Genomic DNA, 26,307 nt, shown 5'->3' with positions numbered 1-26,307 from the left:
CCACGCCCGTGGTCAGCGACTCGACACCCACCACACCATCGTCAAGACCCCCCGACCAGCACAAACAGGATGAGACAAGCTCCGTGAATCTGCGGGGGGCGGGGGGCGGGGGGCGGGGCGCGGGGGGCGGGGGGCGGCGGCGGGCGGGTTACTTGCCGACGCCGGCGGTGAGGCCGGACTGGACCTGGCGCTGGAAGACGATGTACACGATCAGGACCGGCAGCATGGCCATGGTGACGCCGGCGAACAATCCGGACCAGTCGGACTTGTAGCCCTGGTTGACCGACAACTCGATCAGCCCCTGCGCGATGACCTGGTGCTTCGGCTCACCGGCCACCGACTGCATGAGCAGCGTCGGCAGGTACCACTGGTTCCACTGGCCGAGCACGTTGAAGATACCGATGCTGATCAGGCCCGGCTTGGCCATCGGCAGCATCACGCTGAAGAACGTGCGGGTGTGCGAGGCCCCGTCCACCGAGGCCGCCTCCGCGATCGAGTCGGGCAGCGTCCGGAAGAACGAGTGCATGAAGAAGATCGTGAACGACAGCGACCAGGCCACGTAGACCAGGATCAACATGACGTGCTTGTTCGGGCCGAGCAGCGGGAAGCTGACCCCGGTGTTGTAGACGCCCTTGAACAGCGGCACCGCGGCCAGGTAGATCGGCAGCGTCAGCCCGGACAGGAACATGTAGTAGATCAGCCGGTTGCCGCGGAACTCGAAGCGCGCCAGCGCGTAGGCGGCCATCGAGCCGAGCAGCATGGTCAGCGTGACGCTGCCGGCCAGCACCAGCAGGGTGTTCAGGAAGAACGAGCCGAGGTGCCCCTCGGTCCAGGCCCGGCCGAAGTTCTCGAAGTGCAGCTTCTTCGGGATCAGGGACAGCGGCTCGCGGATGACCTCCGAGTCGTCCTTGAGCGCGGACATCACCACCCACAGCAGCGGGTAGATGACCATCACGGCCCAGACCACCAGGAAGATGTGGGAGAAGCCGTTGAAGATCCGGGAGCCGACCCCGCCGCGGTGCCGCTCCCCCCGGCGTACGGGGGCAGCCCCGGACCCGGTGGTGGCCTGTCCGGCCCGGTCGAGATCGGGTGTCGCCGTGCTCATCGCCGCGCCTCCTTCAGTACTCGATACGGTCACGACGGGTGATCCTCAACTGCACGGCGGCGAGCAGGATCGTGAAGATGGCCAGCGCGACGCCCATCGCGCAGGCGTAGCCGAACTGGCCCTTCTGGAACGCGGTGAAGTTGAGCACCGACGCGAAGATCTCGCTGGCGTGGTTCGGCCCGCCCTGGCTCGGCGTCATGACGAAGACCAGCGCGTACATGTCCAGCGCGATGAAGCCGAGGTAGACCCAGGCGACCGAGATGCTGTCCCGCAGCAGCGGCAGGGTCACCTTGAAGAACGTGTGGAACCGGCCCGCGCCGTCGAGGATCGCGGCCTCGTAGATGTCCTTCGGGATCGACTGCATGGCGGCGGAGAAGAGCACCATGTAGAAGCCGGCGCCGCTCCACACCGCGATGAGCAGCAGCCACCACAGCACCGCTGGCACGCCGAGGAACGGCTCCGGGTCGGCGGTGAACGCGATCGGGTTGTCCGCGTCCACCAGTCCAATCTTGATCAGCAGGCCGTTGATCAGGCCCTGCCCGTCGGTCCGGTAGATCTGCTGCCACATCACGGCGATGACCACCAGCGACAGCACCTGCGGGAAGAAGAAGATCACCTTGTAGAGCGCGGAGCCGAACACCCCGCGGATGCCGGCCCTGTCCTCGCGTCCGCCCACGTTGAGCAGGAACGCGAGGAACAGGGCCAGCGCGATCGTGAACAGCGGCACGGTGACCAGGAAGAACACGTTGTGCCAGAACGCCTTCCGGATCAGCTCGTCGGAGAACAGCCGGACGTAGTTGTCCAGCCCGACGAAGCGCTGGGAATCCGAGTACCCACCCCAGTCGGTCAGCGAGTAACCCGCCGCCTGGGCGAACGGCCACACCACGTAGAACAGGTACAGCGCGACGGGCAGGGCCAGGAAGCCCGTGACGAAACGCGCGACTCCGTGCCGCATTGAACTCACTTCCTCGAACAGCGTCAGGCGGTGCGGGTCTGCTTCTTGATCGACGAGTCCTTGGCGACCTTGTCGGCGGCCGCCTGCATCTTGTCGACGAACTGCGCCGCGGTCAGCCGACCGGCCATCAGCTCCTCGGAGAGGTTCTGGCTCTCCTTGTCCAGGTCGGCGTAGAAGTCCGGGAACTTCACCGAGATCAGCTCGCCGCTGCCGCCCTTGACCAGCGAGTTCGCGCTGGCCAGCGCCGTGTCCTGGACGTTGTCGCCGGAGCCCTTGGTGGAGGCCAGCGACTTGGTCAGCTCGGCGAACTTCGCCGACCCGGCCTTGGACAGGATGGCCCGCAGGAACTCCTTCGAGGCCTCCTTGTTCGGCGCCTTGCTCGGCACCACGAAGCCCTCACCGGAGGCGGCGAAGACGTCCTTGGCGGCCTTGTCGCCGGGCTTGCTCCAGTAGTCCGACATGGTCAGCTCGAACCCGGGCGGGATGGTCGCCGCCATCTCGTTCTTCAGCCACGTGCCGACCTGGATGAACGCCGCCTTGCCGTCGAGGAACGCCTGCTGCGACTGGGTGTGGTCGAGCTTGCCGGGCAGCAGCAGCTTGTCCTTGACCAGCTTCTCCCACGGCTCCAGCGCGGCGACGATCCCGTCGGCCTTCCAGGCGTTGTCCTTCAGGTTGTCGATGTCGACGACGGCCTGCTTGCCGACCGCCTTCCAGATGCTGGCGAAGAGCGCCCAGCGCGGGTAGTAGCCGTGCGCCGCGTCGTGCACGTACGGCGCCATGCCCTTGGCCTTGATCTTCGGCGCCAGGGCGAAGAACTCGTCCCAGGTGGTCGGCGCCGTCCAGCCCTCCTTCTTGAACAGCGCCGCGTTGTACCAGTTGCCCCAGACCGTGTAGGCCACGTTCACCACGTAGAACTTGCCGTTCTGGGTGCCGTCGCCGACGGTGCCCGGCAGCAGCGAGTCGCCGACAGTGCCCTCGCCGTCCCAGGCGGGCGCCGTGAGCAGGTCGTCGAGCGGCTCGATGGCACCCTCGTTGATCAGCGTGCTGCGGTCCATCATGTCGGCGCCCGAGTTCATCACCAGGTCGCTCGGCTGCGTCGCCATCTTGGGCTGCTCTTCGGTCTTGATCTTCTGGGTGGAAGACATGTTGACCGTGACGTTCGGGTGCTTGGCGTTGAAGACGACCTTGTCTTCCTTGGCCCACTGGTCACCCAGGCCACCGTTGAAGACGACCACCTTGACGGCGCTGCCGTCCTTGACGCCGAACGGGTTGTCCTTGCTCTTGGCCGTGCCGCCGCCGTCGGACTTGCTCGGCTCGCTGCCGGCGCAGGCGCTGAGCAGCCCGGCCGCCGGGATGGCCAGCAGGCCGGCCGCGCCGGCGCGCTGCAGCAGCGTCCGACGGCTCAGGTCAGACTTCTCGGGGATAACCGACATCTTTGTCTCTCCTTGTGGTGTCGGGTCAGGCGGTCCGCCGGAGGCGCCCGGCGTACCGCGACTCGAGGGCGAGGTTGTGCTCGTCCCCACCGGGGACGTTGGCGGAGAGGTAGACAGGGGGCACCTCTCCGGCCTGGTGGAACCGTCGTACGACCTCGGCGGTCAGCAGCTGCGCCAGCAGCGCCGCGGTGACCGACGAGACCGCACAGACCGCGCCGCCGCCCTCGAGCGGCAGCAGTGCGTCGCCGTACGGCGCGCCGTTGTCCAGCACGACGTCGGCGAGGTCGGCGAGCCGGTGCCCGGAGGGGTGCCGTGAGGCGACCCGGGCGGTGTGCTCGACCGAGGTGACCGCGATCAACGGGTGGCCGCCGCGCTTGACCAGCGTCGCCAGCTCGACGACCGAGCCGTTGATGCCGGACTGCGAGGCGACCACGAACACGTCCTCGGGCTGCGGCGCCGCCAGCGCGAACAGCCGGTGCGCCACCGTCGGGTCGCGTTCCAGCTTGGGGTCGGCCAGCACGTCGCGGGAAGCGTCGCCGTGCAGCACGAGGTCGTGCAGGGAGAGCCGGTTGCTGGGGACCAGGCCACCGGCGCGGGCCACCAGCTCGGCGGCGAACGCCTCCGAGTGGCCGGCGCCGAACGCCTGGAGGACGCCGCCGGCCCGCAGTGCGCCGGCGATCAGGTCCGCCGCCCGGTCCACCGCGTCCGCCTGGCTGTCCACCAGCCGGTCGAGCACCGGTCGGACGGCGTCCGCGTACCGCTGGGCACTGATCATGAGGGGCCCCCCTTGGCGGCCTTGTGCCCGTCGACGGCCTGGGCGGTACGCCGGAAGGCCGCGTGGGCGCGGTCGTGGGTGCGCTGCGCCACCGCGATGTAGAGCAGGTCGAGCACGACGAGCTGCGGATGCCGGGCGGAGAGCGCGTCCGGCCGGAACGTGGTGGCCTGGCTGGCGGTGACCAGGACGATGTCGGCCAGCTCGGCCAACGGCGAGCGGGGGAAGCCGGTCAACGCGACGGTGGTGGCCCCGCGGCTGCCCGCCTCGGCGAGCAGCTCGATGGTCTCCCGGGTCTGGCCGGTGTGCGAGATGCCGAGCGCCACGTCGCCGGCGCCCAGCAGCGCGGCGCTGGCCAGCCCTTCGTGCACGTCGTTCCAGGCCCAGGCCGCGACCCCGATGCGGTGCAGGCTGAACTGCATCTCCTCGCCGACCAGGGCACTGCCGCTGGCGCCGAAGATGTTCACCCGGTTCGCCCCGGCGATGGCCACCGCCGCCCGTTCCACCTCGTGCAGGTCGAGCAGCGCGGCGGTGTCGTGCATGGCCCGCGTGTCGGCGGCCATGATCTGGTCGAGCACCCGGGACAGCGGGTCACCGGGCTGGATCTCCCGGCCGATGTCGACCGTCCAGCCCGCCGAGCGGGCCCGGCCGGTCTCGGCGGCGATGCCGAGCCGCAGGTCGGCGTAGCCCTCGAAGCCCATCGCCCGGCAGAACCGGGTGATGGTCGCCGGCGACGTGCCGCTCCGCTCGGCCAGCTCGACGATGGTCGCCCGGGCCGCCGCCTCCGGGTCGCTGAGCACGTGCTCAGCGACCCGGCGCAGCGCCCCGGTCAGCTCACCCACGCCGGCCCGGACCCTGGCCAGCACCCCGTCGACGCCCCGCCGGTCGGCCGGCGCGGCATCGACCACCGCGGTCGCCGCGGAAGTCTCGACCTCGTGCTCGGCCATCGGCGGAAGCCTTTCGGAAAAGAGTGTTAACTGTTAGTGGTAAAAGTTCTTACTGAAGGCCCCTCCGTGTCAAGACCGTGGGCGAAGTTTTCAAACTGTTACCTGCCGCACGCCCGCGATCTTGCGCCGGTCGGGTCCGGCCGGCCAGCATGATGACCATGTCGGACACCGTCGTGGTCGGCCTCGACGTCGGGGGCACGTCCACCCGCGCCACCGCCGTGAGCTTCGACGGCACACCCCTGGGCACCGGCCGGGCCGGCGGCGGCAACCCGACCAGCCACGGCGCCGAACGGGCCGCCGCCGAACTGCTCGCCGCCCTCCGCGCGGCGCTCGCCGGCGTCGATCCCACCCGGGTACGCGCCGGCGTGATCGGCCTCGCCGGCGCCGGCCGCCTCCTCGCCGACCCGGACGGGCGTGCCGCCTTCGACCGGGCGTGGGCCGAGGCGGGGCTGCGCTGCCCGTACACGGTGCACGGCGACGCCCTGGTCGCCTACGCCTCCGGGACCGCCGCCCCGGACGGCACCGTGCTGATCGCCGGCACCGGCGCGATCGCGGCCCAGGTGCACGACCTCCGCCTGGACCGCACCGCCGACGGCCACGGCTGGCTGCTCGGCGACGCCGGTTCCGGGTTCTGGCTCGGGCGGGAGGCGGTCCGCCGGCTCCTGACCGACCTGGACCGGGCCGAGACGCCGGGAGAGCTGGCCCGCGAGGTGCTGGCGGAACTGACCGGCACGACCGAGGTGGACGCCCGGCCCCGGACCACCGCCGGAGCGGTGGTGCAGGCAGTGACGCGGCGGCCGCCGGTGGAGCTGGCCCGGCTCGCGCCGCTGGTCGTCGCCGCGGCCCGCCGGGGTGAGCCGACCGGCACCGCGCTGATCGCCGAGGCCGCCGCGCTGCTGGCCGAGAGCGTCTCCCGGATCCGTCCCGCCGACGCGACCGACCCGGTGGTGCTCGGCGGCGGCCTGCTCACCGGCGACACCCCGCTGGCCGCCGCCGTCCGCGCCGAACTCGCCCGTCGCTGGCCGGCCGCCCCGTTGCACGGCGCCGGGGACGGCGCGGCGGCCGCCGCCTGGCTCGCCGCGCGGGACCTGCCCGAGGTCACCGACCCGACCGCGCTGCACGCCCGGCTCGTCCCGCCGACCTGACCCGCGCCCCGCGCCCCGCGCCCCGCGCCCCGCGCCCCGCGCCCCGCGCCCCGCGCCCCGCGCCCCGCGCCCCGCGCCCCGCGCCCCGCGCCGACGGACGGTAAGCCCACGCACACCCTTTCGAGCTGATCTCACCAACGACTCACCACCGTCGGCGGCGACCGAGTCGTTTCTGCTATCAGCTCGAAAGGCACCACCACCCCGCACCATCCGGACACGGTGTCGACGCACGTAACGCCACCTGACCACAGGCCGCGCCGATCGGCTCGGTGGACGTCCTTCGGGGAAGGGCCAGCGACCAAGCCGATCAGAATCGGTCAACGCGCGCCGCACCTTTGTCGGCTGACGAGGCCGGAAGCGCAGTGCGGGTCGACGCCGAGCCGGCTACGGGGGAACCATCCGTACCGGATGAGCCCACGAGCCGGCCCGGGGTACGGAGCGGGGGCCGGCCGTCGACGGCCGGCCCCCGCTCCGTACCTGCTCAGGCGGTCTGCCGGCCCGGCTGCTCCGGGTGCCAGCCCGGCGGCGTCGGCTGGCCCGGCTGCCCGGCCTGCGACGGGTACGCCGGCGGCTGCGGCGGCATCTGTCCCGCATACCCCTGCGGCGTGGCGCCCTGGTGCGCTCCCGGGTGTCCCTGCGGCGCCGCCGGGTGCCCCTGGGCGGAGGCCGGGTACGGCGCGGGCTGCCCCGGGGCGGGCGGGAAGCCGGGGGCCGGGTGGGCGTGCCCGGCGGGCGGGAACGCGCCGGGCTGCGGCGCGCCGGCGAACTGGTGCGCGGCGGCCTGCTCGCGCGCCTCCTTACGGGCCTTCACCGCCCGCACGATCAGCAGGACCGGCAGGATGAAGACGTAGATGAAGATCCGGTAGCTGCCGCCGTCGAAGAGGAACAGCAGATAGAAGCCGTAGGCGAAGAGGGCCAGGCCGACGATCACGTTGAGGACGCGGGTGCCGGTCCCCTGCTCCTTGATGGCGATGCCGACGGCGACCATCGCGATGCCGCCGAGCAGCAGCAGTAGCGTGTAGATGAGAAAGAACATGGAGTTTCCTGTCAATAAGATGAGCGTGCCGGCCCACCTTAGGGGAACGCGATCATCCGCACTGTCCCGTTGCCTGTGGCAACCACCTCACCCGGCCGACCGGGTTATCCGTACCGGTCAGGTTCGGCTGGCATAGCCTGAGCCCATGCGCCGCCTGCGGCAGCTCGCCGAGCGCACGCCGCCGGGGCGGGAGCGCTACGTCGACCTGCTCCGGGCGCTGGCCATCACCATGGTGGTGCTCGGCCACTGGGGCGTCACCGCGATCGGGTACGACCACGGCCGCCCGGCCGGTCACTCGGCGCTGGCCGACCTGCCGTGGGCCTGGCCGCTGACCTGGCTGGCCCAGGTGATGCCGGTGTTCTTCCTGGTCGGCGGCTACGCCAACGCCGCCTCGCTGGCTGCTCGCCGCAACCGGGGCGGGACCGCGACCGGTTGGCTGGTGGACCGCAGCGCCCGGCTGGTCCGGCCCACCACCGCGCTGCTGCTGGTGCTGGCCGCCGGCGCCACGGTCGCCACGGTGCGCGACGCCGACCCGGGGCAGGTCCGCACCGTGGTCTGGTTCGCCACCATCCCGCTGTGGTTCCTGGTCGCCTACTTCGTGGTGGTGGCGTCGACCCCGCCGATGTACGCGCTGCACGAGCGGTTCGGGCTCGCCGTGCCGGCGGTGCTGGTCGTGCTCGTCGCGCTCGGCGACCTCGGCCGGCTTGTCGGCCCGGCCGGTCTGGCCGACGGCAACTACCTGTTCGCCTGGCTGGCCGTGCACCAGCTCGGTTTCGCCTGGTTCGACGCCCGGTCACCCGAGCATTCCCGCCGGCGCCGGCTGCCGCTCTCCCGCCGGGCCGGGGCGGTGCTGCTCGTCGGTGGCCTGGTCGCGCTGGTGCTGCTGACCGTGGTCGGGCCGTACCCGGTGGCGATGCTGCACGTGCCGGGCGAGCGGCTGGACAACGCCGCGCCGCCGAGTCTGGCGCTGCTCGCCGCCGCCACCGCCCAGCTCGGGCTGATCCTGCTGCTGCGCCGCCCGGCCGGCCGCTGGCTGCGGCGGCCCGGCCCGTGGCGGGTGGTGATCGCGGTCAACGCGGTGGTGCTCACCGTCTTCCTGTGGCACCTGACCGCCGCGATCCTGCTCATCGGCCTGCTGGACGCGCTCGGCGTGCTGCCCACTCCCCCGGTCGGTTCCGCGGCCTGGTGGGGCTGGCGGATTCCCTGGCTGCTCGCCCTGGCCGTGATGCTCGCCGCGCTGGTCGCCGTCTTCGGCCCGGTCGAGGCCCGCACCCGCCGCCCGCGCGCGACCGGGCCGGCCGACGTCGGCGGCCGGCGGCTGCGCACCACGTTGGCGGTCGTCGGGTACGCCGCGCTGGTCGCCGGCCTGCTGCTGAACAGCCTCGCGCCGAAGGCCGCGCCGGAGCCGCTCGGCCTGCCCGCCCCGGCGCTGGCCGCGTACCTGGCCGGGGCGGGACTGCTGCGGGTGCTCAGGTCTGGGTGGGGAAGCCGAGGTTGACCCCGCCGTGGCGCGGGTCCGGCCAGCGGCTGGTGACCACCTTGCCCCGGGTGAAGAACGCCACCCCGTCGGCGCCGTGCGCGTGCAGGTCACCGAAGAGCGACGCCTTCCAGCCGCCGAAGGAGTAGTACGCCATCGGCACCGGGATCGGCACGTTGATGCCGACCATGCCGGCCTCCACCTCGTGCTGGTAACGCCGCGCGGCGCCGCCGTCGTTCGTGAAGATCGCGGTGCCGTTGCCGTACGGGCTGGCGTTGACCAGCGCCACCGCCTCGTCGTACGAGCCGACCCGCAGCACGCTCAGCACCGGGCCGAAGATCTCGTCGGTGTAGATCGACATGTCCGGCGTGACGTGGTCGAACAGCGTCGGGCCGAGCCAGAAGCCGCCGGGATCGCCGTCCGGCGTGACGTCCCGCCCGTCCACCACCGGCACCGCGCCGGCCGCGATCCCGGACTCCACGTAGCTGCGGACCCGGTCCGCGTGCGCGGCGGTGACCAGCGGCCCCATGTCGCAGCCGCGCCGGCCGTCCCCGGTGCGCAGCCGGCCCATCCGCGCGGCGATGCGGTCCACCAGCGCGTCGGCCACCGGCTCCACCGCGACCAGCGCGGAGATCGCCATGCACCGCTCCCCCGCCGAGCCGAAACCGGCGTTGACCGCGGCGTCGGCGGCCAGGTCCAGGTCGGCGTCGGGGAGCACCACCATGTGGTTCTTCGCCCCGCCCAGCGCCTGCACCCGCTTGCCGGCCAGCGCGCCGCGTTGGTGCACGTACCGGGCGACCGGGGTGGAGCCGACGAACGACACGGCGCGGACGCCGGGATGGTCGAGCAGCGCGTCGACCGCCTCCTTGTCGCCGTTGACCACGTTCAAAACGCCGTCGGGCAGGCCCGCCTCGGTGAACCACTCGGCCAGCAGCAGCGCCGCGCTCGGGTCCTTCTCGCTCGGCTTGAGCACCACCGCGTTGCCGCAGGCGATCGCCACCGGCACGAACCAGAGCGGCACCATCACCGGGAAGTTGAACGGGGAGATCACCGCGACCACGCCCAGCGGCTGCCGCAGGCTGTACGAGTCGACCTCGGTGGAGACGTTCTCGCTGAACCCGCCGCGCAGCGCCGAGGCGATGCCGCAGGCGTACTCGATCACTTCCAGGCCGCGCTGCACCTCGCCGGCGGCGTCCGCGAGCACCTTGCCGTGCTCGGCGGTGATCGCCTCGGCGAGCCGGTCCCGACGGGCGTGCACCAGCTCCCGGACGGCGAACAGCACCGCGGTGCGCCGGGCCAGCGAGGCGTCCCGCCAGCCGCGGACCGCGCGCTCGGCGGCCTCCACCGCGCCGGCCACGTCGGCGGCGCCGGCGAGCGCCACCCGACCGGTACGCCGGCCGGTGGCCGGGTCGAAGACGTCCCCGCGCCGCTCGGAGTCCCCGGTGGTCCGCTTGCCGTCGACGTAGTGCCCGATGACGCTCACGCCGCCGTCCCGACGGACGAGCGGATCGCGTCGACCAGGATGGCCAGGCCCTCGCGGGCCTCGTCCTCGGTCAGGGTCAGGGGTGGGCCCATCCGGATCACGTTGCCGTGCAGGCCGCCCTTGCCGACCAGCAGGCCACCGGCGCGGCACGCCTCGAAGACCCGGGCGGTCAGCTCCGGGTCCGGCTCGACGGTGCCGGGGCGGACGAACTCGACGGCCAGCATCAGACCCTTGCCGCGCACCTCGGCGACCGGGTCCAGGTCGGCGGTGGCGGCCCGCAGGCCGTCGGCGAGGATCGCGCCGACCCGCGCCGCGTTGGCCTGGAGGTCGTGGTCGAGCAGGTAGTCGAGCACCGCGTTGCCGGCGGCGGTGGAGACCGGGTTGCCGCCGAACGTGGAGAAACTGATCGCCGGCACCGCCTCCAGCACCTCGGCCCGGCCGACCACGCCGCCCAGCGCGAAGCCGTTGCCGATGCCCTTGGCGAAGGTGAGCAGGTCCGGGGTGACGCCGTGCGCCTGGTAGCCCCAGAAGTGCTCGCCGGTGCGCCCCCAGCCGGTCTGCACCTCGTCGCTGACCAGCAGGATGCCGTGCTCGTCGAGCACCTTCTTCCAGGCCGCGAACAGCCCGTCCGGGCCGTGGGTGAAGCCGCCGACGCCCTGGATCGGCTCGGCGATCAGGCAGGCCACGTCGCCGGCCGTCTGGGTGGCGAGCACCTCGCGCAGGTCCTCGACGGCGGCGTCGACCCGGTCGTCGGCGTCGAGCCGGGCCAGCAGGCCGCGCAGCCGCTCACCGGAGTGCAGCCAGGCCACCTGCAACGGGTTGAGCGCGCTGGCCGACCAGCCGCGGTTGCCGGTGACGCCCATGGTCGCGTACGACCGGCCGTGGTAGCTGTTGCGCACCGCCAGGATCTGGTGCGACCGGCGGTGGTTGGTGGCGACCAGCAGCGCCGCCTCGTTGGCCTCGGTGCCGGAGTTGGTGAAGAAGACGCGGGCGTCCGGGATGCCGGAGCGCCGGGCGATCTTCTCGGCCAACTCGACCTGCTGCCGGATCAGATAGAGCGTGGAGCTGTGCACCAGGCCGGTGCGCAGTTGCCGCTCCACCGCCTCGCGGATCTCCGGGATGTCGTAGCCGATCATGTTGGTCAGCACGCCGCCGAAGAAGTCCAGGTAGCTGCGGCCGGTCGCGTCGGTCACCCGGCGGCCGGAGCCGGCGACCAGTTCGAGTGGTTCGGCGTAGTAGAGCGGCATCCAGGACGGGAGCACGGCCCGGTGCCGGGCCAGCAGGTCGTCGGTCATCGGCGCACCCTTCAGCGGCGGGTCTGGTTCCCGCACGCTGCCACCGTGCCAGGGCCGGGACAACTGGCACTGTGTCGCGCGGCGACCCCGCCCACCTGACACCACGTACCCGATGGGTGGCCGGCGCACGGCGGGGGCCGGCGCCCGGCGAACCGCCGGACACCGGCCCGTGCGCCGGGTGGTCAGTTGACGTAGACCGCGGGGCTGCCGGTCTTGCTGGTGTCGCGCACCGGCGAGTACGTCGCGGTGAAGTACGCGGTGCCGAAGCAGAGCGATGGGCCGGAGAACTTGGTCAGGGTCTGGTTGGTGAACGCGATCGAGTTCGTGGCGTTGGCCGCCACGCCGGTGAGCGTGTTGGTGCTGGTCCGGTAGACGCAGGTGATCGGGCCGAGCAGCGAGTTCAGCACCACGGTGCTCTGGATCGGCGCGGTCGAGGTGCCGGCGATGGTGACCACGCCGCCGCTGGTGACCGACGTGGTGTACGGCAGGTTGTTGACGGTCACGCTCTGCACCCCGGTGGTGCCGAAGATGTTGCTGGTGCAACTCGTGAACGACTGCGCGGTGAGGCTCTCGGTGGCGGTGCCGGGAGCGGTCGGGTTGCTCAGCACCTTGGCGCTGAACGTGGACGCGGCGCACTTGACGCCGGTGGTGCCGCTGGCCGAGGAGTAGAACGTCGCGCTGGTGCCGGTCTTCAGGCTGGCCTGGATGACGTCGTTTACCGACACGGCGGTGCCGGCCGCGGTCGGGTAGGTCAGCACGGCGCTGGCCAGCGAGGTGGAGGGGGCGGCGGTGGCGGGGGTGGCGCCGACCAGACCGGTCAGCAGCGCCAGGGCGGCGAGGCCCGCGCCGATGCGTCCGTACCTGGGCATGGTGGTTCCTTCCGGCGGTGGGACGGGGGTGGTGGTGGAGCCGGACGGCGATAATGACGGCCGTTCGAGCCCTTCCGTGGTGATCACCAGTGGTGACGGGCTGTGAACTGAGCGTGTCGAAAGTTATAAACCTCAGAGGGTCGTAAAGTCAACGCGTCACGGAAGGCCGACATCTTGACCATGCAGAGCCCGCCCCCGCCGGCGCCCCTGCCGGGTGCCCGGCACGGCCGCGACCCGGACCGCGCCATCAAGCGCGGCCCACGCCGGTTGCCGGCCGAGGAGGTGGCGGCGACCCAGCGCGACCGCCTCTTCGACGGGCTGGTCCGCGAGGTCGCCAGCCGGGGGTACGACAACGCCCGGGTCACCGACATCTGCCATGCCGCCGGCGTCACCCGGCCGGCCTTCTACGCCCTGTTCAGCGGCAAGCAGGACGCGTTCCTCGCCACCTACCGGCACGGCATCGCGGTGGTCTCGCAGCTCATGGAGGGCGCCTACGCCGGGGCCGGGCCGGCCTGGCCGGACGCCGTCCGGGCGGCGCTGCGCACCCTGCTCGACGTGCTGGCCAGCGTGCCCGCCTTCGCCCGGATGGCATTGGTCGAGGTGGATGCCGCCGGCCCGGACGCCCGCCGGGAACGCGACGCGCTGCTGCACAGCTTCCAGCGGTTCTTCGCCGACGCCGGGCCCGGCCCGGCGGTCGCCGGGGTGGACCGCGACGTGCTGGTGTCCACGGTGGTCGGCGGCATCCACGCCACCATCCGCGCCCGGGTGGCGCAGGGCCGGGCCGAGGAGTTGCCGCTGCTGCTGCCGGTGCTCACGTACGCGGCCACCGCGCCGTTCCTCGGCCCCGAGGGCGCACGCCGGGCCACCCGGCGCACCCGCCCGGACGACGGTCCGAGCGCGACCGCGCCGTGTGCGTCCGACTGAACGGGCGATCAAAAACCGCTGCGGTTTTTCACTTTGGCCACATTTGGCACATGCCGGCGAACTCTCTGTTGACCGCCACTTTACCCAGCGGTAACTTCGGCCTGCGCCCCGGGCGCGAAATCCTGCGAAGCCAATTCACATCGGCGCGAATGAATTGATCTCGAAAGGAAGCCGCCATGTCGGAGCAGACCGCACCGATCGAGCCCGACCCACCGAGCAGCGGCGTACGCTGGCGCCGCTTCGCCGTCACGCTCGGCGCCGTCGCGGCCGGCGCCGCCGGCATGGTCGTGCTGACCGCGCAGGGCGTGCTCGGCGCGCAGTTCGCCATCTCCGGCATGCCGTTCACCGTCACCGCCGACAAACTCGAGGGCACCGGGTTCGAGCAGTTCGCCACGCTCGACCAGATGATCCCGGACAGCCCCAACCAGGGCGACACCGGCGGCCAGGTGGTGGTGATCGTGTCGGCCATCGACAAGGCCGAACTGACCAACCTCTGCCAGAGCATCAGCCTGGGCGGCATCAACCTGCGGATCACCGCCGGCGGCTCCGGCAAGCCGGTCACCGCCCGCACGCTCGTCGTCGACGGCGACGAGGTCGCCGGCAACGCCTCGTTCCGCAACATCAACGTGGGGCAGGACGCCAGCACCGTCGACCAGGTCCCCGGCGTGAAGGGCAACCCCGGCGTGTTCGCGCAGCAGGCCGACTCGGTGACCATCACCAACCTGCGGCAGAACAACTACGCCACCACCGCCGCGGTCTTCACGCTGCCCAACCTGCACATGGGCTTCAGCTCCGACGGATGCTGACGATGACCGTCGGACAGCACGCGGCGCCGGCCGCCCGCCCCGGCGGGCGCTGGCGCCGCTGGCGGCGGGCCCGGCCGTTCACCGCCGGCCTGCTCGTCGCGCTCGGCGGCGTCGAGATGCTGGTGACGCTGCGCGCGCCGCTCGGGGTGCTGCTGCACGTCGGGCCGCAGGGACTGGCCGCCTACCTGGTCCCGGCGATCCTCGTGCTCTGCGGGGCGCTGCTCGTCGCCACCCCGCAGCAACGGGTCTTCTACGCGCTGCTGTCGCTGCTGCTCGGCCTGGTCTCCTGGCTCACCTCGAACCTGGGTGGATTCCTGATCGGCATGCTGCTGGCGCTGGTCGGCGGCGCGCTCGCGTTCGCCTGGACGCCGGACAAGCAGCGGCGGCCCGAGCCCACCGCGCCGCCGCCCGCGCCCCGCGAGCCGGCCGACGACACCCCGGAGACGACGGAGGTCATCCCGCTGGACCGGGGCTGACCGCGACGGTCGAACCGGTCCACACGACGGTCAGGCGACCGCCCGGTACAACGCCTGCATGGACCGGATGGCGGAGCGGACCTCCTGCAGGATCGCGGAGGTCGCCGGCGGCGGGACCCAGCGGTTCGCGGTGCTGTCGAAGCCCACCGTCTCCACCTCACAGCCGTACCGCAGGCCCAGCAGCCGGACCGCGTCGCAGTGCTGGAACGGTACGAAGATGTCGGTCGTGACCACCAGCAGTCGGGTGCCGACCGACGCGGACCGGACCAGTTCCGCCCAGCCGAGCAACGTGTCCGCCGTGTTGGCCCGCTCGCCCGGCCGGGTCGACGGTGCGGCCAGCACGTGCACCGGCGGGTCCACGTCCGGGTGGGACCGGACCCACCAGGGTTGGCCGGCCTCGGTGGTGCCGGAGCGCCGCTCGGTGGCCGGTGCCGCGCCGAACGCGTACCGCAGCGCCTCGTCGACCGCGTCGCCTTCGGTCGCGACGTCACCCAGCCCGAGCCCGCCGGCGATCACGTTCTGCTCGGGGATCGGCCGCAGGCTGCCCAGCCCGGCGACCGAGCCGGCGCGCACCCCCCGGCGCAGGATCGTGGCGGCCAGGTGCGCACGGGCCATCATGGTGCGTACGCCACCGCCGAGCACCAGGATGTGGTCGAACGACCGGCTACGCGGCATCACGCGGCCGGCCAACCCCAGCGACCGCGCCGCCGACCGGATGCGCGCGTCGACGGGGGCCGCGAAGCTCTCCCCCACCACCTGATGCCGTTCCAGCAGCCCCTTCCGGTGGTCCCACCGGGCGGAGAACTCCTCCAGCGCGTCCAGACGGTCACCGAGCGGACCCGGCCGGGACCCACCGCCGAACTCGTCCAGCAGCGCGGTCATGGCCGGCGAGTCCACCCAGGAGGCGATCCCCTCGACGATGCCGGCCCGGTCCGGCGACGCCGACCCGGCGGCGGACCCGACCACGCGGCCGGCCGGCGGGCCGGTGGCGGGCAGCGGCACCGCGGCGAAGACCGCCGTCGTCACGCGGCCAGGCTCCCGGCCAGGGCCTGGTGCAGCCGCTGCATCGACAGGATCCCGGATCGGATCTCCTGGAGGTAGCGGTCGGGGTTGGCAGCACCGTCGGCGGGTGGCACCGTGGACCGCGCCGGGTCGAACCCGATCGTGTCGATCCCACAGCCGTACCGGGCCGCCAGCATGCGGATGGCGTCGCTGTGCTGGAACGGCACGTAGATCGGGGAGGTGACGACGAGGATCCGGTCGGTCGGCCGCAGGCTGGAGCGGCGGGTCCAGAAATCGTAGGTGTCCGGGGTGTTCGCCCGCCGCTGCTCCGGCTCGCTGGAGGGCGCGGCAAGCACCTGCACCGGAGGACAACCATCGGCCCGGTAGGTGCGAACCTGCCAGGACCGGTGCGTCCCGATCTCGTCGGACGACTCACACACCGCGGGCTCCGCGAGCCCGAACGCGTCGCGCACCCCGACGTCCATCGCGTCCATCTCGAACCGGCTGTCGGCCAGGCCGGGCAGCGTCGTCTCCGCCTCGGTCAACGGCCGGTAGCTGCCGAGCGCCGCCACCGCGCCGACCGAGACGACGCCGTCGCGGACCAGCCGGGCGGCGTACTCGGTGCGTTGCAGGCAGGCCCGCCCGAGGCCGCCCAGGACCAAGAGGTGGTCGTAGGTCGCGCGGGGCGGGTCGGCCGGCTCGACCAGACGCAGGGCGGTCGCCGCGGCGAGCACGAGCGCCGCCCGGCCCGGCTCGAACGTCGGCGCCGTCACCTGGTCGCGCTCGACGTTGCCCCGCTTGCGGAAGTTCCAGTGCCGGTCGGAGAACGCATCGAGCCACTCGAGCAGCGCACCGACGTCGACCGACGGCAGGACGCCGCCGTACTCCTCGACCAGCGCACGCATCGGCGGGGACGAAATCCAGGTGCGGATCTCGTCGGCCGCCGCCTGCGGACGGAAGTTCGGTTCGCAAGTCGGAAGGGCGACAGCAGCGAATCTGGCCATGCTTCTCCTTCACGGAACTCGTGCGTTCGGGTCCGAGCGTGCTGACCGCGCCTCGCACTGTAGACGAGAATGACGCTCGTCGGTCGCCGGCAATGCCGCCCAGATCCGCGCATCATGGCCGGTCAGGACAGATCTGCCGAAACGACGGACCGCGCCACGCGGTTCGGTTCGACGTCCACCGCCGACTGGCAACACCGATCACCGTCACACCGGACAGATCCGGTGCGGACGAACCCGATCCAACGATCAGTAACGTCGGATCAGCCGTTCATAGGATCGACAGAGGTACGGTGTTGATCGAATCTCGACCGATGCCGAACGCTTCCTTTTCCACTCCGGAACGGATCGCCGAGGAACTCGCGACGTTGAACTACCTGGCCGAGCCCGGGCTCTCGGCCGCGATCTTCCTCGCGAAGCAACTCAAGCTGCCGCTGTTCCTCGAGGGCGATCCCGGCGTGGGAAAGACGGTGCTGGCCCGAAAGATCGCCAAGATGCTGAACGTCAAGCCGATCCGGTTGCAGTGTCACAGCGGCATCGACCGCTCCCAGGCCCTCTACGAGTGGGATTTCACTCGGCAACTGCTGCACCTGCGCGGCACGCCGGACGGCGAGTCGATCTACCGGAAGGAGTTCCTGATCCCCCGGCCGATCCTCCAGGCCGTGGAGGAACGACCATCGGTGCTGCTCATCGACGAGATCGACCGGGCCGACGACGAGTTCGAAGCATTCCTGCTCGAAGTCCTGGAGGGCGACACCCTCACCATTCCCGACTATCGGACGATCACCATCGACGAGCCGCCCTTCGTCATTCTCACCTCCAACGGCACCCGCGAAGTGCACGGCGCCCTCAAACGACGGTGCGTCTACCACTGGGTCGATCATCCGACCGCGGACACCGAAGCGGAGATCATCCGGCGCAATGTGCCGGAGGTGGCCGGCACCCCGTTGGCCGAGCAGATCGCGAGCGCCATGACGCAGTTACGGAAACTGCCGCTGATCCGGCCGCCCGGCGTCGCCGAGTCGATCGCCTTCGCCCGCGCGGCGGTCGCTCTCGGCCGGCGTACCGTCGCCGATGCCGCCGACGACGCGCTCGGCGTGCTGGTGAAGCAGCGCGAGGACGAGGAGCGGGCCCGGGGCGTCCTGCGGGCGGTCAGGTGACCGTCGCCGTCGACCCGGTCGTCGAGCTGGTCGACTTCGCCGGGCGGCTACGCACCGCCGGTCTCCGTGTCGACGTGGCACGAGTGTCGACCGCGCTGCGCGCGCTCGGCGCGTACCAGCGGCTCGACCTCGACGCGATCTACTGGGCGACACGGCTGACCTTGTGTTCCCGGCGCGAGGACCTGCCGATCTTCGACGCCGTGTTCGCCGCCTGGCTCCGTCCCGCCGCGTCCACCGAACCGTCGGTGTCCGTACCGCTCGGCTCGGAGTTGATCGGGGAGGCGACGGGCGAGCAGACGGCCGAGGACGGTGGCGATCCCGGAGCGGACCGCTCCCGCGCCGGTTCGGCGGAACGGTTGGCGGCGCCGTCGCCGTGGCGGCTGAGCGCCGGCGACCTCGCCGAGATGGAGGCGTTCGTCGACGCGTTCACCACGGCGGTTCCGTTGCGCCGTACGATGCGCCGCACCGCCGGTGGGCGGCGGCACGTCGACGTGTCCCGCACCGCACGGACGATGATGCGCACCGCCGGTGAGCCGACCCGTCTGTGGTACCGCCGCCGTCTCCACGCGCGACGCCGCCTGGTCCTGCTGCTCGACCTCAGTCATTCCATGCGGGCGCACCGCGGCCTGCTGCTGCGGTTCGGATACGCCGCGGTCGCCGCCGCCCCGCTGACGACCGAGGTGTTCACCATCGGCACCCGGCTCGACCGGATCACGCGCGAACTGCGGTCGCGCGACCCCCAGGCGGCGATGGACGCGCTGGCCGCCCGCCGCACGGACTGGGACGCCGGTACCCGGCTCGGTAGCACCGTCACCGCCTTCGGTCAGGTGTGGGGAGGGCACCGCGTGGTGCGATCGGCCAACCTGGTGATCGTCTCGGACGGGTGGGAAAACGCCGATCCGGCGCCCCTGGTGGCACAGGTCAGTCGGCTGTCCCGGCTGGCCCACCGGGTGATCTGGGGGCATCCGAGGTCCGGCGAGCCCTGGTTCGTTCCGCACGCGCCGGCGCTCAAGGACAGCCTTCCGTACGTCCAACTGGTCCCCACGGCCGACGCGACGGCTCTGCGCTCCCTCGCCGCGCTGCTGGCGTGCCCGGCCTGCGAGCCGCACTGCCGGCGTCATCGTGAGTACCGGAAGTGGAGTGTCCCGACATGACCCGGACCCTTCCCCCCGCGGTGCGTCGCGCCCTGGTTCGCGACACCATGTTGCAGCTCGCCCACGACGCCGAACAGGCGTTGGTCATCGTCCGGAAGGACGACCACAAGGCACAGTTGTTCGAGACCGAGGAAGCGCTGTTGCGGACCGCGGTCGAGCGCTATCTGGTCGAGGCGCACACCCGGCGCCAGTGGGCGGGGCAGATCGACCGGGACTGGGCCTTCCGCAGGGACGGCTACGCGAACGCCGCCACCATCCTGAGGTTCTGCGAATTCCTCGGCCACCCGCTGCCCTCGACACCCGCCATCGACTGGTTGTACGAGAAGGCGTTGGACGAGCTCCGCCCGGCCGGCGGGCCGGTGCGCGACCGGTGGGCCGAGGTGACTGTCACCTACCGGCTCATCCGCAGCCTCCGGGCCGCCGGCCGGCCGGCGGACGCGCTGCCCATGGCCGTGGCCCTGAGCCCGGAGGCGTTGTTCGGCTCCGGCGCGGAGCCACGCGCCGGCGACATCCAGTTCGAAGCCGGCGCCTGCCTGCTCGAGTTGGGCCAGGCCGCGGAGGTGCACAGCGCGCTCGGCGAGCTGTCCGCCTACTGGGAGTCCTCCGAGGCCAGGTCCTACTCGACCCGGCATCGCTACGGGTTCATCCTGGCGCTGGCGGATCACGCGACCGCCGACACCGACAAAGACGCCACCGACAGAGCCGTCACCCGGATGACGCAAGCGTCGGAGCACCTGCGGAAGTTGCGGATCGCCGACACCCGGCACGACGTCTACGAACTCTCGCTGGCCCTCACGCTTGCCGAACTGCTGGCGCTCACGGAGGACGGCAACGACCGCGCGGTCACCCTCGCGGCGGAGGCACTGAAGACGGCCGAACGGATCCGCGGACGGTGGGGAGTGATCTCCCGGGCCCGCACGCCGCTGTCGACGGCGTTCCGGCGGATCTACGGCGACATCGCGCTGCTGGCCGACACCCTGCGCGGTCCGGAAGCCGCCGAGGTGGGGCTGCGCGTGTGCCTGGCGGCCAAGCAGACCGGGCTGGCCGCGCAGATGCGTGCCGAGGCGTCGTTGTTACCCACCCAACTCGAAGGCCTGATCGACGAAGTCCTCCGCGCCGAACGGGTCGCCGCGCTCGATGAGACGGCGGATGCGGACAAGCTGCCCGAGCAGCGCGAGACGCAGGACGGCACGCTCGCCACGCTGCACCGCCGGATCGAGAAGCGGGTCAACCCGATCCTCGCCGAGATGACGCTGCCCACCCCGACGGATCTGACCGCTTTGCGCCGGGCGGTGGGCGCGCGGTACGCGCTCGACTTCGCCGCACTCCCGGAGAGCCTCACCACCGGGACGAACTGGTTCCGCTCCCTGATCGCACCGGGCGAGGGCGTCCTCTTCGCGCGCTTCGACCCCGGCGACCAGCTCACCGACTATGTCGCGAGCCGACGGGCCCGGGACCCGGAGGTGCCATTCGACCTCGACCTGGGTGCGCCGGACTGGTATCGACTGGCCGTCGACCTGCTACCGGTTGAACTCCGCCGCCGGCTCGACGCGGTCACCGACGACCCGCTGGAGCTGGTGATCTCGGCACACCAGGATCTGTGCCTGGTGCCCTGGGCGGCGCTCATGCTCGACCGGGGAGGAACCCGGCTGGTACACCGGGCCGTACTGACCCACACTCCGGTACTGACGTGCCTCTCCGAGTCTCCGCCGCCGGTGGTCACCGGCCCGGCGCTGGTCCGATTGGTGTCGCCGGCCGAAGGCGGCCCCTCGGTCCTCCTGGACCGGGAGGCCTGGGACCTGGAGTCCGTCGAGGGCAGGGTCCCCCTGAGCCTCTGCTCCCTGGACGGACGGCAGACCACGTCGGACGCGTACCCGCGGATCAGCGTGGCGCTCCGGCACGGCACGGAGTGCGGACTGATCCACATCAAGGCACACGGGGAGGGCCACGGCCTGGATCAGCACCTGCTCCTCCCGGAGGAGAGGGACACCAACGGCCAGTTGTCCGCGGCGTACGCGTTGGCCCTGCGCTGGCCCACGTCGGCCCTGTTGGTGTCGTGCCGGGTGGGCGCGGTGACCAACGTGGAGGACATCGAGCCGGTCGGCCTCGTCGTGGCCGTGCTGACCGGCGGTGGGCGCTGCGTCGCCGCCGCGATCGAGGAGGTGGCGAAGCTCCCGACCAGCCGGATGGCCGCTCACCTCGTCGGGCTCATCCGGCAGTCCGGGTCCGGGATCCGGCTCGACCACGCGCTCCGGCTCGCTCAGCTCCACTTCCTGCCGAGCGAGTCGGTCGCCAACTGGGCGCTGTTCAACGCCTACGTCAGATAGGACGGGTCCGCCGCACCGGCTGCCCCAGCACGGCCGACAACCGCTCGGCGCGGCCCGGCTCGGCGGCGTACTTGTCCAGGATGAACCAGCGCGCACGCCAGGCGCGGTAGCCGGGCCCGCCGCCGAACGCCGCGCGGCACTCCTCGACGCCGTCGAAGAAGTTGGGCATGATCGCCCCACCGAACCCGCGGAGGGTGCTGCGCTGCTTCGCCTGGCCGTTCCGGTCGACGACCGTCTCCGTCAACCAGGCGGACATGGCCTCCACCGCGTCGTCGTCGAGCACCTCGTGCGCCAGGCACGGGGCGAACGTCAGCCTGGTGTGCAGACGACGGCCCGGCATCAGCAACGCGGCGGCCAGCCGGATCTGCACGACGGCGAGCTGAAGGTCGTCGCGCGGCTCCTGCGGCTCGTTCCTGCTGTTGAGGACGGGCTTCTCGATGTACTCGTAGGCGCTGTCGAAGCGCGCGCACAGCGCCTTCCGGCTGTCGTCCCAGGAGTCGTCGTCGCCGAGCGGGAAGTAGCCGAGCCGTTGCATCTCCGGGTACAACCCCAGCATCAGCTGGATGGCCCGGGCGGTCATGATCCCGGGGTTCACGAAGCTGGCGTGTAGCGCCAGCTTCTCCTTCGTCGGCTCGTCGACGAAACCGAGCTTCGCGACGCGTTCGACCGCCGCGAGCGCCTGCTCACCCCGGGCAGCGCCCTCGGCCAGGTCGCTGAAGATGATCTGGATGCGTTCCTCACGGCGCTGCCGGTCCGCCCCGGCGTCGGCGACCGCGAACTCCTCGGCCCACCGATCGATCACCCGCTCGGCGATCCGGCAGGCGGTGCCGGTCTCGGCCAACGCCAGCTGGACCAGCATCTCGTCGTAGGCGCGGGAGACCTCGGGGTTCTCCCGGTGGTAGGTGAGATGGCTCCCGTGACGCTCGCGGGCCTCCCCGTGAACGGCTTGGGCACGGACGTAGGACTCCTCCGTGTCCGCCTTCGACTCCGCCAGCGCGAGCGAGCGCAGCGCGCCCAACGCCCGTGGGGAGAACTCCGGCCACGGCAGGTCGCGGGCCGCGTTCGCGATCCGCAGCACCCGCTCGTGATTCTCCCGCGCCCTCGCCAGGGCGTCACCCCCGGTCTCGGTGAACCCGTTCGGAATCCGTTGCACGGCCAACCAGGTCGCCTCGTACATCAGCCACCCCATCAACGGCAGCAGCTCGGCGACGTCCTTCGGCGGCAACTGGGGCGCCGGATCCCGTTTGTACGCCTCGACGTCAGCCTCGATGGCGGCCACCAGATCGTCGTCGCACTCGATCTGGCGTCGACGAAGGGCCAGGCAGAGCTCCTCCAGGCGCTCGGCACTCATCACGGTCACGGATCCTCCTACGGTCGTGGTCGGGGTGGGTCATCGCCGTTCACGTCGGGACCTGATCGCCCGTCGGCCCAGCCAGCCGGCGAGCGCCACCACCGCGGCGGCGGCCGACCACCCGCGGGTGACCGATGCGGTGGGCGGATGCGCGGTCTGCCACCGGACCAACCAGGTCACCACGAACCAGGTCACCGACGCGGCGAAGCCGCCGGCGGCCAGGCCGACCAGGAACCGGCGGGTCGACCGGAGCGCTGCGGCGAGCAACAGGAGCAGCCCGCCGGCGGCCACCGAGACGATGAACGGCGCCCGCAGCGACGCGTACATCGGCCAGTCGTAGCTGAGGGACTGGGACGCCGCCAGCAGCAGGCCGACGGCGGCGAGCACCGACGTGTGCAGCGCGGTCAGGAACTCGTTGCGTTCGGCGAGGGCGCGCAGCCGCCGTTCCAGGTCGGCGGCGCCGATCTGCGCCATCGGCTCCGCGTAGGCCACGGTGTTCCGCGCCGTGTCCGCCGCGTCGTCGATCTCGGTCAGCAGCCAGGCCACGTACGCCAGGTCCGCGGCCACCGGCCCGGCCAGGCCCTCGGCCCAGGCGTGACGGTCCGGCACCGTGAGCGTGCCCGCCCACTCGCGCAGCCAGAGCCGGGCGTTGTGTTCCTCGGCCGTGACCGTCCGGGACATGATGCGCAGGTCGGCCTCGTCGGCGGCGCCCAACGCCGTCTCCCGCCGGAGTTTCCGCAGCCGCTCCTCGCGGGCGTCGGTCGGTTCGGGGTCGGTCCGCTCGCTGTCCTCGACGCGTGACGCGAGGTCGTACAACCGGGCCTGTCGGTCCTGCGAGCGGCGCTCCGCGAACCGGCGGGCCTCGTGGCGGACCTTGGCCATCTCCCAGAGGTAGCCGGGCAGCGGCCGGAGTCGCGCGTCGCCGTCCGGCCACACCCAGGAGTCGCTCAGCGACTTGATAGCGGTGGGCGCGAGCAGCACGAGGACGCGTTCCAGGCGATCCGGGTCGGGGGACGGGACCTCCCACAGATAGGTGCCGGGCACCGGCTCGGTCGGCTCCTCCCCACGGATCGTCGCGCCGGCCGGCAGCGCGGCGTCCGCCGCGGCGGCGAGCCGGTCGGCGTCACCGTCGCCGTCGTACAGCGCGTAGAACAGCCGCACCCGACCGGTGCAGTCCTCGCCGGTCGCCGCGCCCACCGCCTTCCGCCACCTCCGGTCGAGCTCCCGCCAGTCCTCGCTGCCATCGACGGGCGCCAGGCAGACCAGGAACGCGTCGAGGCGGGCGGTGGCGTACCGCAACGCCTGCCACGTGCCGTCGCCTGGGGCGGTGAGGAGTTGCCGGAACCGTAGGCCGTCGGCGTGCACGAGCGGCACGCGGTCGGGCTCCTCCATGCCGAGCCTGCGGCAGGCCGCAATGATCCGCGACGCGATACCGGTGTCCCGGACGCCGTCGAAGAAGGTGTACGCGTTGAGCGCGTACGCGTGCAGCCTCATCGGCCTCGGCGGTCGTCCGGCCCCGACCCGTCCCCCTTCATCCGGCGAAGTCGGTCGCTCAGATGATCGCCCTGCTCCCGGAGCGGCACCGGCTGCCGCTCTTCGGGCTCCTTGGGGAGTTTCGCCGTGCCCAGCAGGGTCTCGAGCGCCTCGATCTGCTGTCGACACCGATTGACGGCGGCCAGGTCGCGCCGATCCAGCGCCTCATTCATCAGCACCAGGTAGTTGCCGAACCGATCCCATTTCTCTGGCGACAGTATCGCCTCGCGAATGTCGTCCAACGCGTCGATGGCGAATTGCAGGATGGCGGCGGGGTCAGGAGCACCGGTCTCGTTCATCGACAGTCACCATAGGCGAGGACGCCGCCGGGGAAGTCGCCCGTCAGCGGCGTACCGACGCCGGAACGGTTGCCGGGCGGTCATCCGATCCGCTCGTGAAAAGCCGGACGTTCAGCCCTTCGACCAGTTCGACCGCAATCACTGCGGCCATCCGGCGCCGGTCCCCGTTGTTTGTCGGCTAACCGACACGCTGAGAAAGGGACTCAGAAGGAACAGTTGACGAGATCGCATTCCGGCCCCAGCCGGATACCGAAACGCGCCTCGACGCCGGCGCGGATGTGCGCCGCGAACTTCATCACCTCGGACGTGGTGGCCCCACCCCGATTGGTCACCGCGAGCGCGTGCCGGCTGGACAGCGCCACCGTGCCGTTGCCCCAGTCGTGACCGTAGCCCCGGGGAAAGCCGGCCCGCTCGATCAGCCAGGCCGCCGGCAGCTTGGTGCCCTTGACGTCCGGATAGCGGGGGCACTCCCGGGCCTGCTCCGGCACCTCGGCGAGGACCGGGTTGATGAAGAACGACCCGACGCTCCAGGTGTCGTGGTCGTCCGGATCGAGGACCATGGCACGGCTGCGCCGCAGCGCGAGCACGGCCTCGCGGACGTCCGCCGGCGCGGCGGTGCCGCCGACCTCGATGCCCAGCCGCTTGGCGAGCTCCGCGTACTCGATCGGCCGCGACTGGTCGCTGCGGCGCAGGCGGTACGTCACCTCCACCACGACCCACCGGTCGCTGTGCTTGAAGACGGACTGCCGGTGGCTGCCGAAGCCGCAGCGTTCCGGCGTCCACCGTTCCAGCTCGCCGGTCTGCCGGTCGTAGACGGACAGCGAGTCGAGCACGTCCGAGGTCACCGTGCCGAACGCCCCGACGTTCTGCACGGGCGTGCCGCCCACCAGGCCGGGGATGCCGGACAGGGCCTCCAGGCCGGCGAGCCCCGCGTCGACGGTGGCCTCGACCAGGCGGTCCCACCCGACGCCGGCGGCGGCGGTCACCAGCTCCCCGTCGATGCGGAACTCCGAGGTCGCCATCTTGACGACCGTCCCGTCCCAGCCCACGTCCCCCACCACCAGGTTCGATCCACCGCCCATGACCAGCAGCGGATCACCGGCGGCGGTGGCCCGGCGCAGCAGCTCGAGCACCTCTCCGGTGGTCTCCGGGACGTACAGGCGACCGATCGGACCACCGATCCGCATCGTGGTCAGGTCAGCAAACGTGGTTGTCACCGTGCCAGCCTACTGACCGGGTCGACGGCGGCCGCGGCTTCCTCGGGGCGGGCCGTCGGTCAGGACCCGGCCGACGACCGGAGCCGCCGGGCCGCGATCTGCACCGCGCGCTCGCACATCGCGTGCCGGTCGGCCGCCGGAATCCGGCGGAGGGCGAGGCCGGCCAGGATGGTCACCGGCCAGGTGGCGGGGTCCGCCGGGGGCCGGCCGTTGACCTCGAGGAACAACTCCACGTCGTGCTCGTTCGAGGTCTGCGCCAGATGGTCGGGCACCACGGCGAGGAGAGCCTCGGCGAGCGCCTGCGCCGGCGCGCGTCCGTCGCTGACGTCGATGCCGCGCCCGGCCGCCGTCAGGATCCGGTCCTGCAACATCTTGGCGTCCATGGCCGCCGTCCGGTACAGGTCGTCGGAGGACGTCGGACCGCCCGTTTCCTCGATCACAACTGGCACATCCCGTCGAACCGGCCGCCCGTTCGTGGAATCGGTGCGGGTGAGAACGGCAGTATTGAACCGTCGCCCGCCCGGGTGGGCAAGAGCACCG

General features: G+C 72.0%; 24 protein-coding genes. 8 read left to right on the top strand and 16 right to left on the bottom strand.

From position 1 onward, the window contains the following. Nucleotides 1–148: 148 nt before the first annotated feature. Genes ACH495_RS31130 through ACH495_RS31110 form a run of 5 tightly spaced genes read right to left on the bottom strand, consistent with a single transcriptional unit; the run spans nt 149 to nt 5,212 of the window. Complete coding sequence (locus ACH495_RS31130; protein WP_396861287.1) at nt 149–1,105, bottom strand: carbohydrate ABC transporter permease; 957 nt, start codon at nt 1,103–1,105, stop codon at nt 149–151. Nucleotides 1,106–1,118: 13 nt separating this feature from the next. Continuing rightward, nucleotides 1,119–2,060, bottom strand: coding sequence for a carbohydrate ABC transporter permease (locus tag ACH495_RS31125; protein ID WP_107156895.1), 942 nt, complete (start codon nt 2,058–2,060; stop codon nt 1,119–1,121). A gap of 23 nt (nt 2,061–2,083) precedes the next feature. After that, nucleotides 2,084–3,493: an N-acetylglucosamine/diacetylchitobiose ABC transporter substrate-binding protein gene (gene ngcE, locus ACH495_RS31120; RefSeq protein ID WP_396861286.1), complete on the bottom strand. Its 1,410-nt coding sequence runs from the start codon at nt 3,491–3,493 to the stop codon at nt 2,084–2,086. Nucleotides 3,494–3,518: 25 nt separating this feature from the next. Then, nucleotides 3,519–4,268, bottom strand: coding sequence for a sugar isomerase domain-containing protein (locus ACH495_RS31115; RefSeq protein ID WP_396861285.1), 750 nt, complete (start codon nt 4,266–4,268; stop codon nt 3,519–3,521). Further along, nucleotides 4,265–5,212, bottom strand: coding sequence for a MurR/RpiR family transcriptional regulator (locus tag ACH495_RS31110; protein ID WP_396861284.1), 948 nt, complete (start codon nt 5,210–5,212; stop codon nt 4,265–4,267). The genes ACH495_RS31115 and ACH495_RS31110 overlap by 4 nt, the downstream gene beginning before the upstream one ends. Before the next feature lie 158 nt (nt 5,213–5,370). Between ACH495_RS31110 and ACH495_RS31105 the strand changes: the two genes are divergently transcribed. Beyond that, nucleotides 5,371–6,357, top strand: coding sequence for an N-acetylglucosamine kinase (locus ACH495_RS31105; protein WP_396861283.1), 987 nt, complete (start codon nt 5,371–5,373; stop codon nt 6,355–6,357). Nucleotides 6,358–6,838: 481 nt separating this feature from the next. On the opposite strand, the gene ACH495_RS31100 is transcribed toward ACH495_RS31105, so the two are convergent. After that, nucleotides 6,839–7,393 carry a hypothetical protein gene (locus tag ACH495_RS31100; RefSeq protein WP_396861282.1) on the bottom strand — a complete coding sequence of 185 codons (555 nt, stop codon included), beginning with the start codon at nt 7,391–7,393 and terminating at the stop codon, nt 6,839–6,841. 145 nt (nt 7,394–7,538) lie between these two features. Between ACH495_RS31100 and ACH495_RS31095 the strand changes: the two genes are divergently transcribed. Beyond that, nucleotides 7,539–8,891, top strand: coding sequence for an acyltransferase (locus ACH495_RS31095; RefSeq protein WP_396861281.1), 1,353 nt, complete (start codon nt 7,539–7,541; stop codon nt 8,889–8,891). Here ACH495_RS31095 and ACH495_RS31090 read toward each other — a convergent pair. The 3 genes from ACH495_RS31090 to ACH495_RS31080 all read right to left on the bottom strand — a co-directional run bounded on the left by ACH495_RS31090 (nt 8,863) and on the right by ACH495_RS31080 (nt 12,517). Further along, nucleotides 8,863–10,353, bottom strand: a complete 1,491-nt coding sequence (locus ACH495_RS31090) for a CoA-acylating methylmalonate-semialdehyde dehydrogenase (RefSeq protein ID WP_396861280.1) — start codon at nt 10,351–10,353, stop codon at nt 8,863–8,865. The genes ACH495_RS31095 and ACH495_RS31090 overlap by 29 nt on opposite strands. After that, a complete protein-coding gene (locus ACH495_RS31085; protein WP_396861291.1) occupies nt 10,350–11,648 on the bottom strand; it encodes an aspartate aminotransferase family protein in 1,299 nt (432 codons plus the stop codon). The genes ACH495_RS31090 and ACH495_RS31085 overlap by 4 nt, the downstream gene beginning before the upstream one ends. Nucleotides 11,649–11,830: 182 nt before the next feature. After that, nucleotides 11,831–12,517 carry a Tat pathway signal sequence domain protein gene (locus tag ACH495_RS31080; protein ID WP_396861279.1) on the bottom strand — a complete coding sequence of 229 codons (687 nt, stop codon included), beginning with the start codon at nt 12,515–12,517 and terminating at the stop codon, nt 11,831–11,833. A gap of 180 nt (nt 12,518–12,697) precedes the next feature. On the opposite strand from ACH495_RS31080, the gene ACH495_RS31075 reads away from it, so the two are divergent. From ACH495_RS31075 to ACH495_RS31065, 3 genes are all read left to right on the top strand, one after another. Next, complete coding sequence (locus ACH495_RS31075; RefSeq protein WP_396861290.1) at nt 12,698–13,441, top strand: TetR/AcrR family transcriptional regulator; 744 nt, start codon at nt 12,698–12,700, stop codon at nt 13,439–13,441. Between the two features lie 176 nt (nt 13,442–13,617). Continuing rightward, complete coding sequence (locus ACH495_RS31070; RefSeq protein WP_396861278.1) at nt 13,618–14,247, top strand: DUF6230 family protein; 630 nt, start codon at nt 13,618–13,620, stop codon at nt 14,245–14,247. 2 nt (nt 14,248–14,249) lie between these two features. Next, nucleotides 14,250–14,723, top strand: coding sequence for a DUF6114 domain-containing protein (locus tag ACH495_RS31065; RefSeq protein WP_396861277.1), 474 nt, complete (start codon nt 14,250–14,252; stop codon nt 14,721–14,723). Between the two features lie 30 nt (nt 14,724–14,753). Here the strand turns inward: ACH495_RS31065 and ACH495_RS31060 are convergent, their stop codons facing one another. Both ACH495_RS31060 and ACH495_RS31055 read right to left on the bottom strand, forming a co-directional pair. After that, complete coding sequence (locus ACH495_RS31060; protein ID WP_396861276.1) at nt 14,754–15,749, bottom strand: hypothetical protein; 996 nt, start codon at nt 15,747–15,749, stop codon at nt 14,754–14,756. Further along, the gene (locus ACH495_RS31055) at nt 15,746–16,630 is read right to left on the bottom strand and encodes a hypothetical protein (protein ID WP_396861275.1); all 885 of its coding nucleotides are present in this window, start codon (nt 16,628–16,630) and stop codon (nt 15,746–15,748) included. Before ACH495_RS31055 ends, ACH495_RS31060 begins: the two co-directional genes overlap by 4 nt. Nucleotides 16,631–17,040: 410 nt before the next feature. Between ACH495_RS31055 and ACH495_RS31050 the strand changes: the two genes are divergently transcribed. From ACH495_RS31050 to ACH495_RS31040, 3 genes are read left to right on the top strand one after another with little or no spacing between them, the layout of a single operon-like run. Next, nucleotides 17,041–17,886 carry an AAA family ATPase gene (locus ACH495_RS31050; protein ID WP_396861274.1) on the top strand — a complete coding sequence of 282 codons (846 nt, stop codon included), beginning with the start codon at nt 17,041–17,043 and terminating at the stop codon, nt 17,884–17,886. Next, the gene (locus ACH495_RS31045) at nt 17,883–19,040 is read left to right on the top strand and encodes a VWA domain-containing protein (protein ID WP_396861273.1); all 1,158 of its coding nucleotides are present in this window, start codon (nt 17,883–17,885) and stop codon (nt 19,038–19,040) included. Before ACH495_RS31050 ends, ACH495_RS31045 begins: the two co-directional genes overlap by 4 nt. Further along, nucleotides 19,037–21,367, top strand: coding sequence for a hypothetical protein (locus ACH495_RS31040; protein ID WP_396861272.1), 2,331 nt, complete (start codon nt 19,037–19,039; stop codon nt 21,365–21,367). Before ACH495_RS31045 ends, ACH495_RS31040 begins: the two co-directional genes overlap by 4 nt. On the opposite strand, the gene ACH495_RS31035 is transcribed toward ACH495_RS31040, so the two are convergent. The 5 genes from ACH495_RS31035 to ACH495_RS31015 all read right to left on the bottom strand — a co-directional run bounded on the left by ACH495_RS31035 (nt 21,360) and on the right by ACH495_RS31015 (nt 26,207). Continuing rightward, nucleotides 21,360–22,727, bottom strand: a complete 1,368-nt coding sequence (locus ACH495_RS31035; protein WP_396861271.1) for a hypothetical protein — start codon at nt 22,725–22,727, stop codon at nt 21,360–21,362. The two genes, ACH495_RS31040 and ACH495_RS31035, sit on opposite strands and share 8 nt — an antisense overlap. A gap of 30 nt (nt 22,728–22,757) precedes the next feature. Next, on the bottom strand, nt 22,758–24,212 hold the full coding sequence (locus tag ACH495_RS31030) for a CATRA conflict system CASPASE/TPR repeat-associated protein (RefSeq protein ID WP_396861270.1): 1,455 nt from the start codon (nt 24,210–24,212) through the stop codon (nt 22,758–22,760). Further along, nucleotides 24,209–24,550 carry a CATRA system-associated protein gene (locus ACH495_RS31025; RefSeq protein WP_396861269.1) on the bottom strand — a complete coding sequence of 114 codons (342 nt, stop codon included), beginning with the start codon at nt 24,548–24,550 and terminating at the stop codon, nt 24,209–24,211. Before ACH495_RS31025 ends, ACH495_RS31030 begins: the two co-directional genes overlap by 4 nt. A 203-nt stretch (nt 24,551–24,753) precedes the next feature. Beyond that, complete coding sequence (locus ACH495_RS31020) at nt 24,754–25,767, bottom strand: UDP-N-acetylmuramate dehydrogenase (protein ID WP_396861268.1); 1,014 nt, start codon at nt 25,765–25,767, stop codon at nt 24,754–24,756. Between the two features lie 59 nt (nt 25,768–25,826). Continuing rightward, nucleotides 25,827–26,207, bottom strand: coding sequence for a hypothetical protein (locus ACH495_RS31015; RefSeq protein ID WP_396861267.1), 381 nt, complete (start codon nt 26,205–26,207; stop codon nt 25,827–25,829). Nucleotides 26,208–26,307 lie beyond the last annotated feature (100 nt).

This window comes from Micromonospora sp. NPDC018662 (assembly GCF_044391475.1).
In the GTDB taxonomy this organism is placed as follows: Bacteria; Actinomycetota; Actinomycetes; order Mycobacteriales; family Micromonosporaceae; genus Micromonospora.
This window is presented reverse-complemented; position numbering and strand designations above follow the sequence as displayed.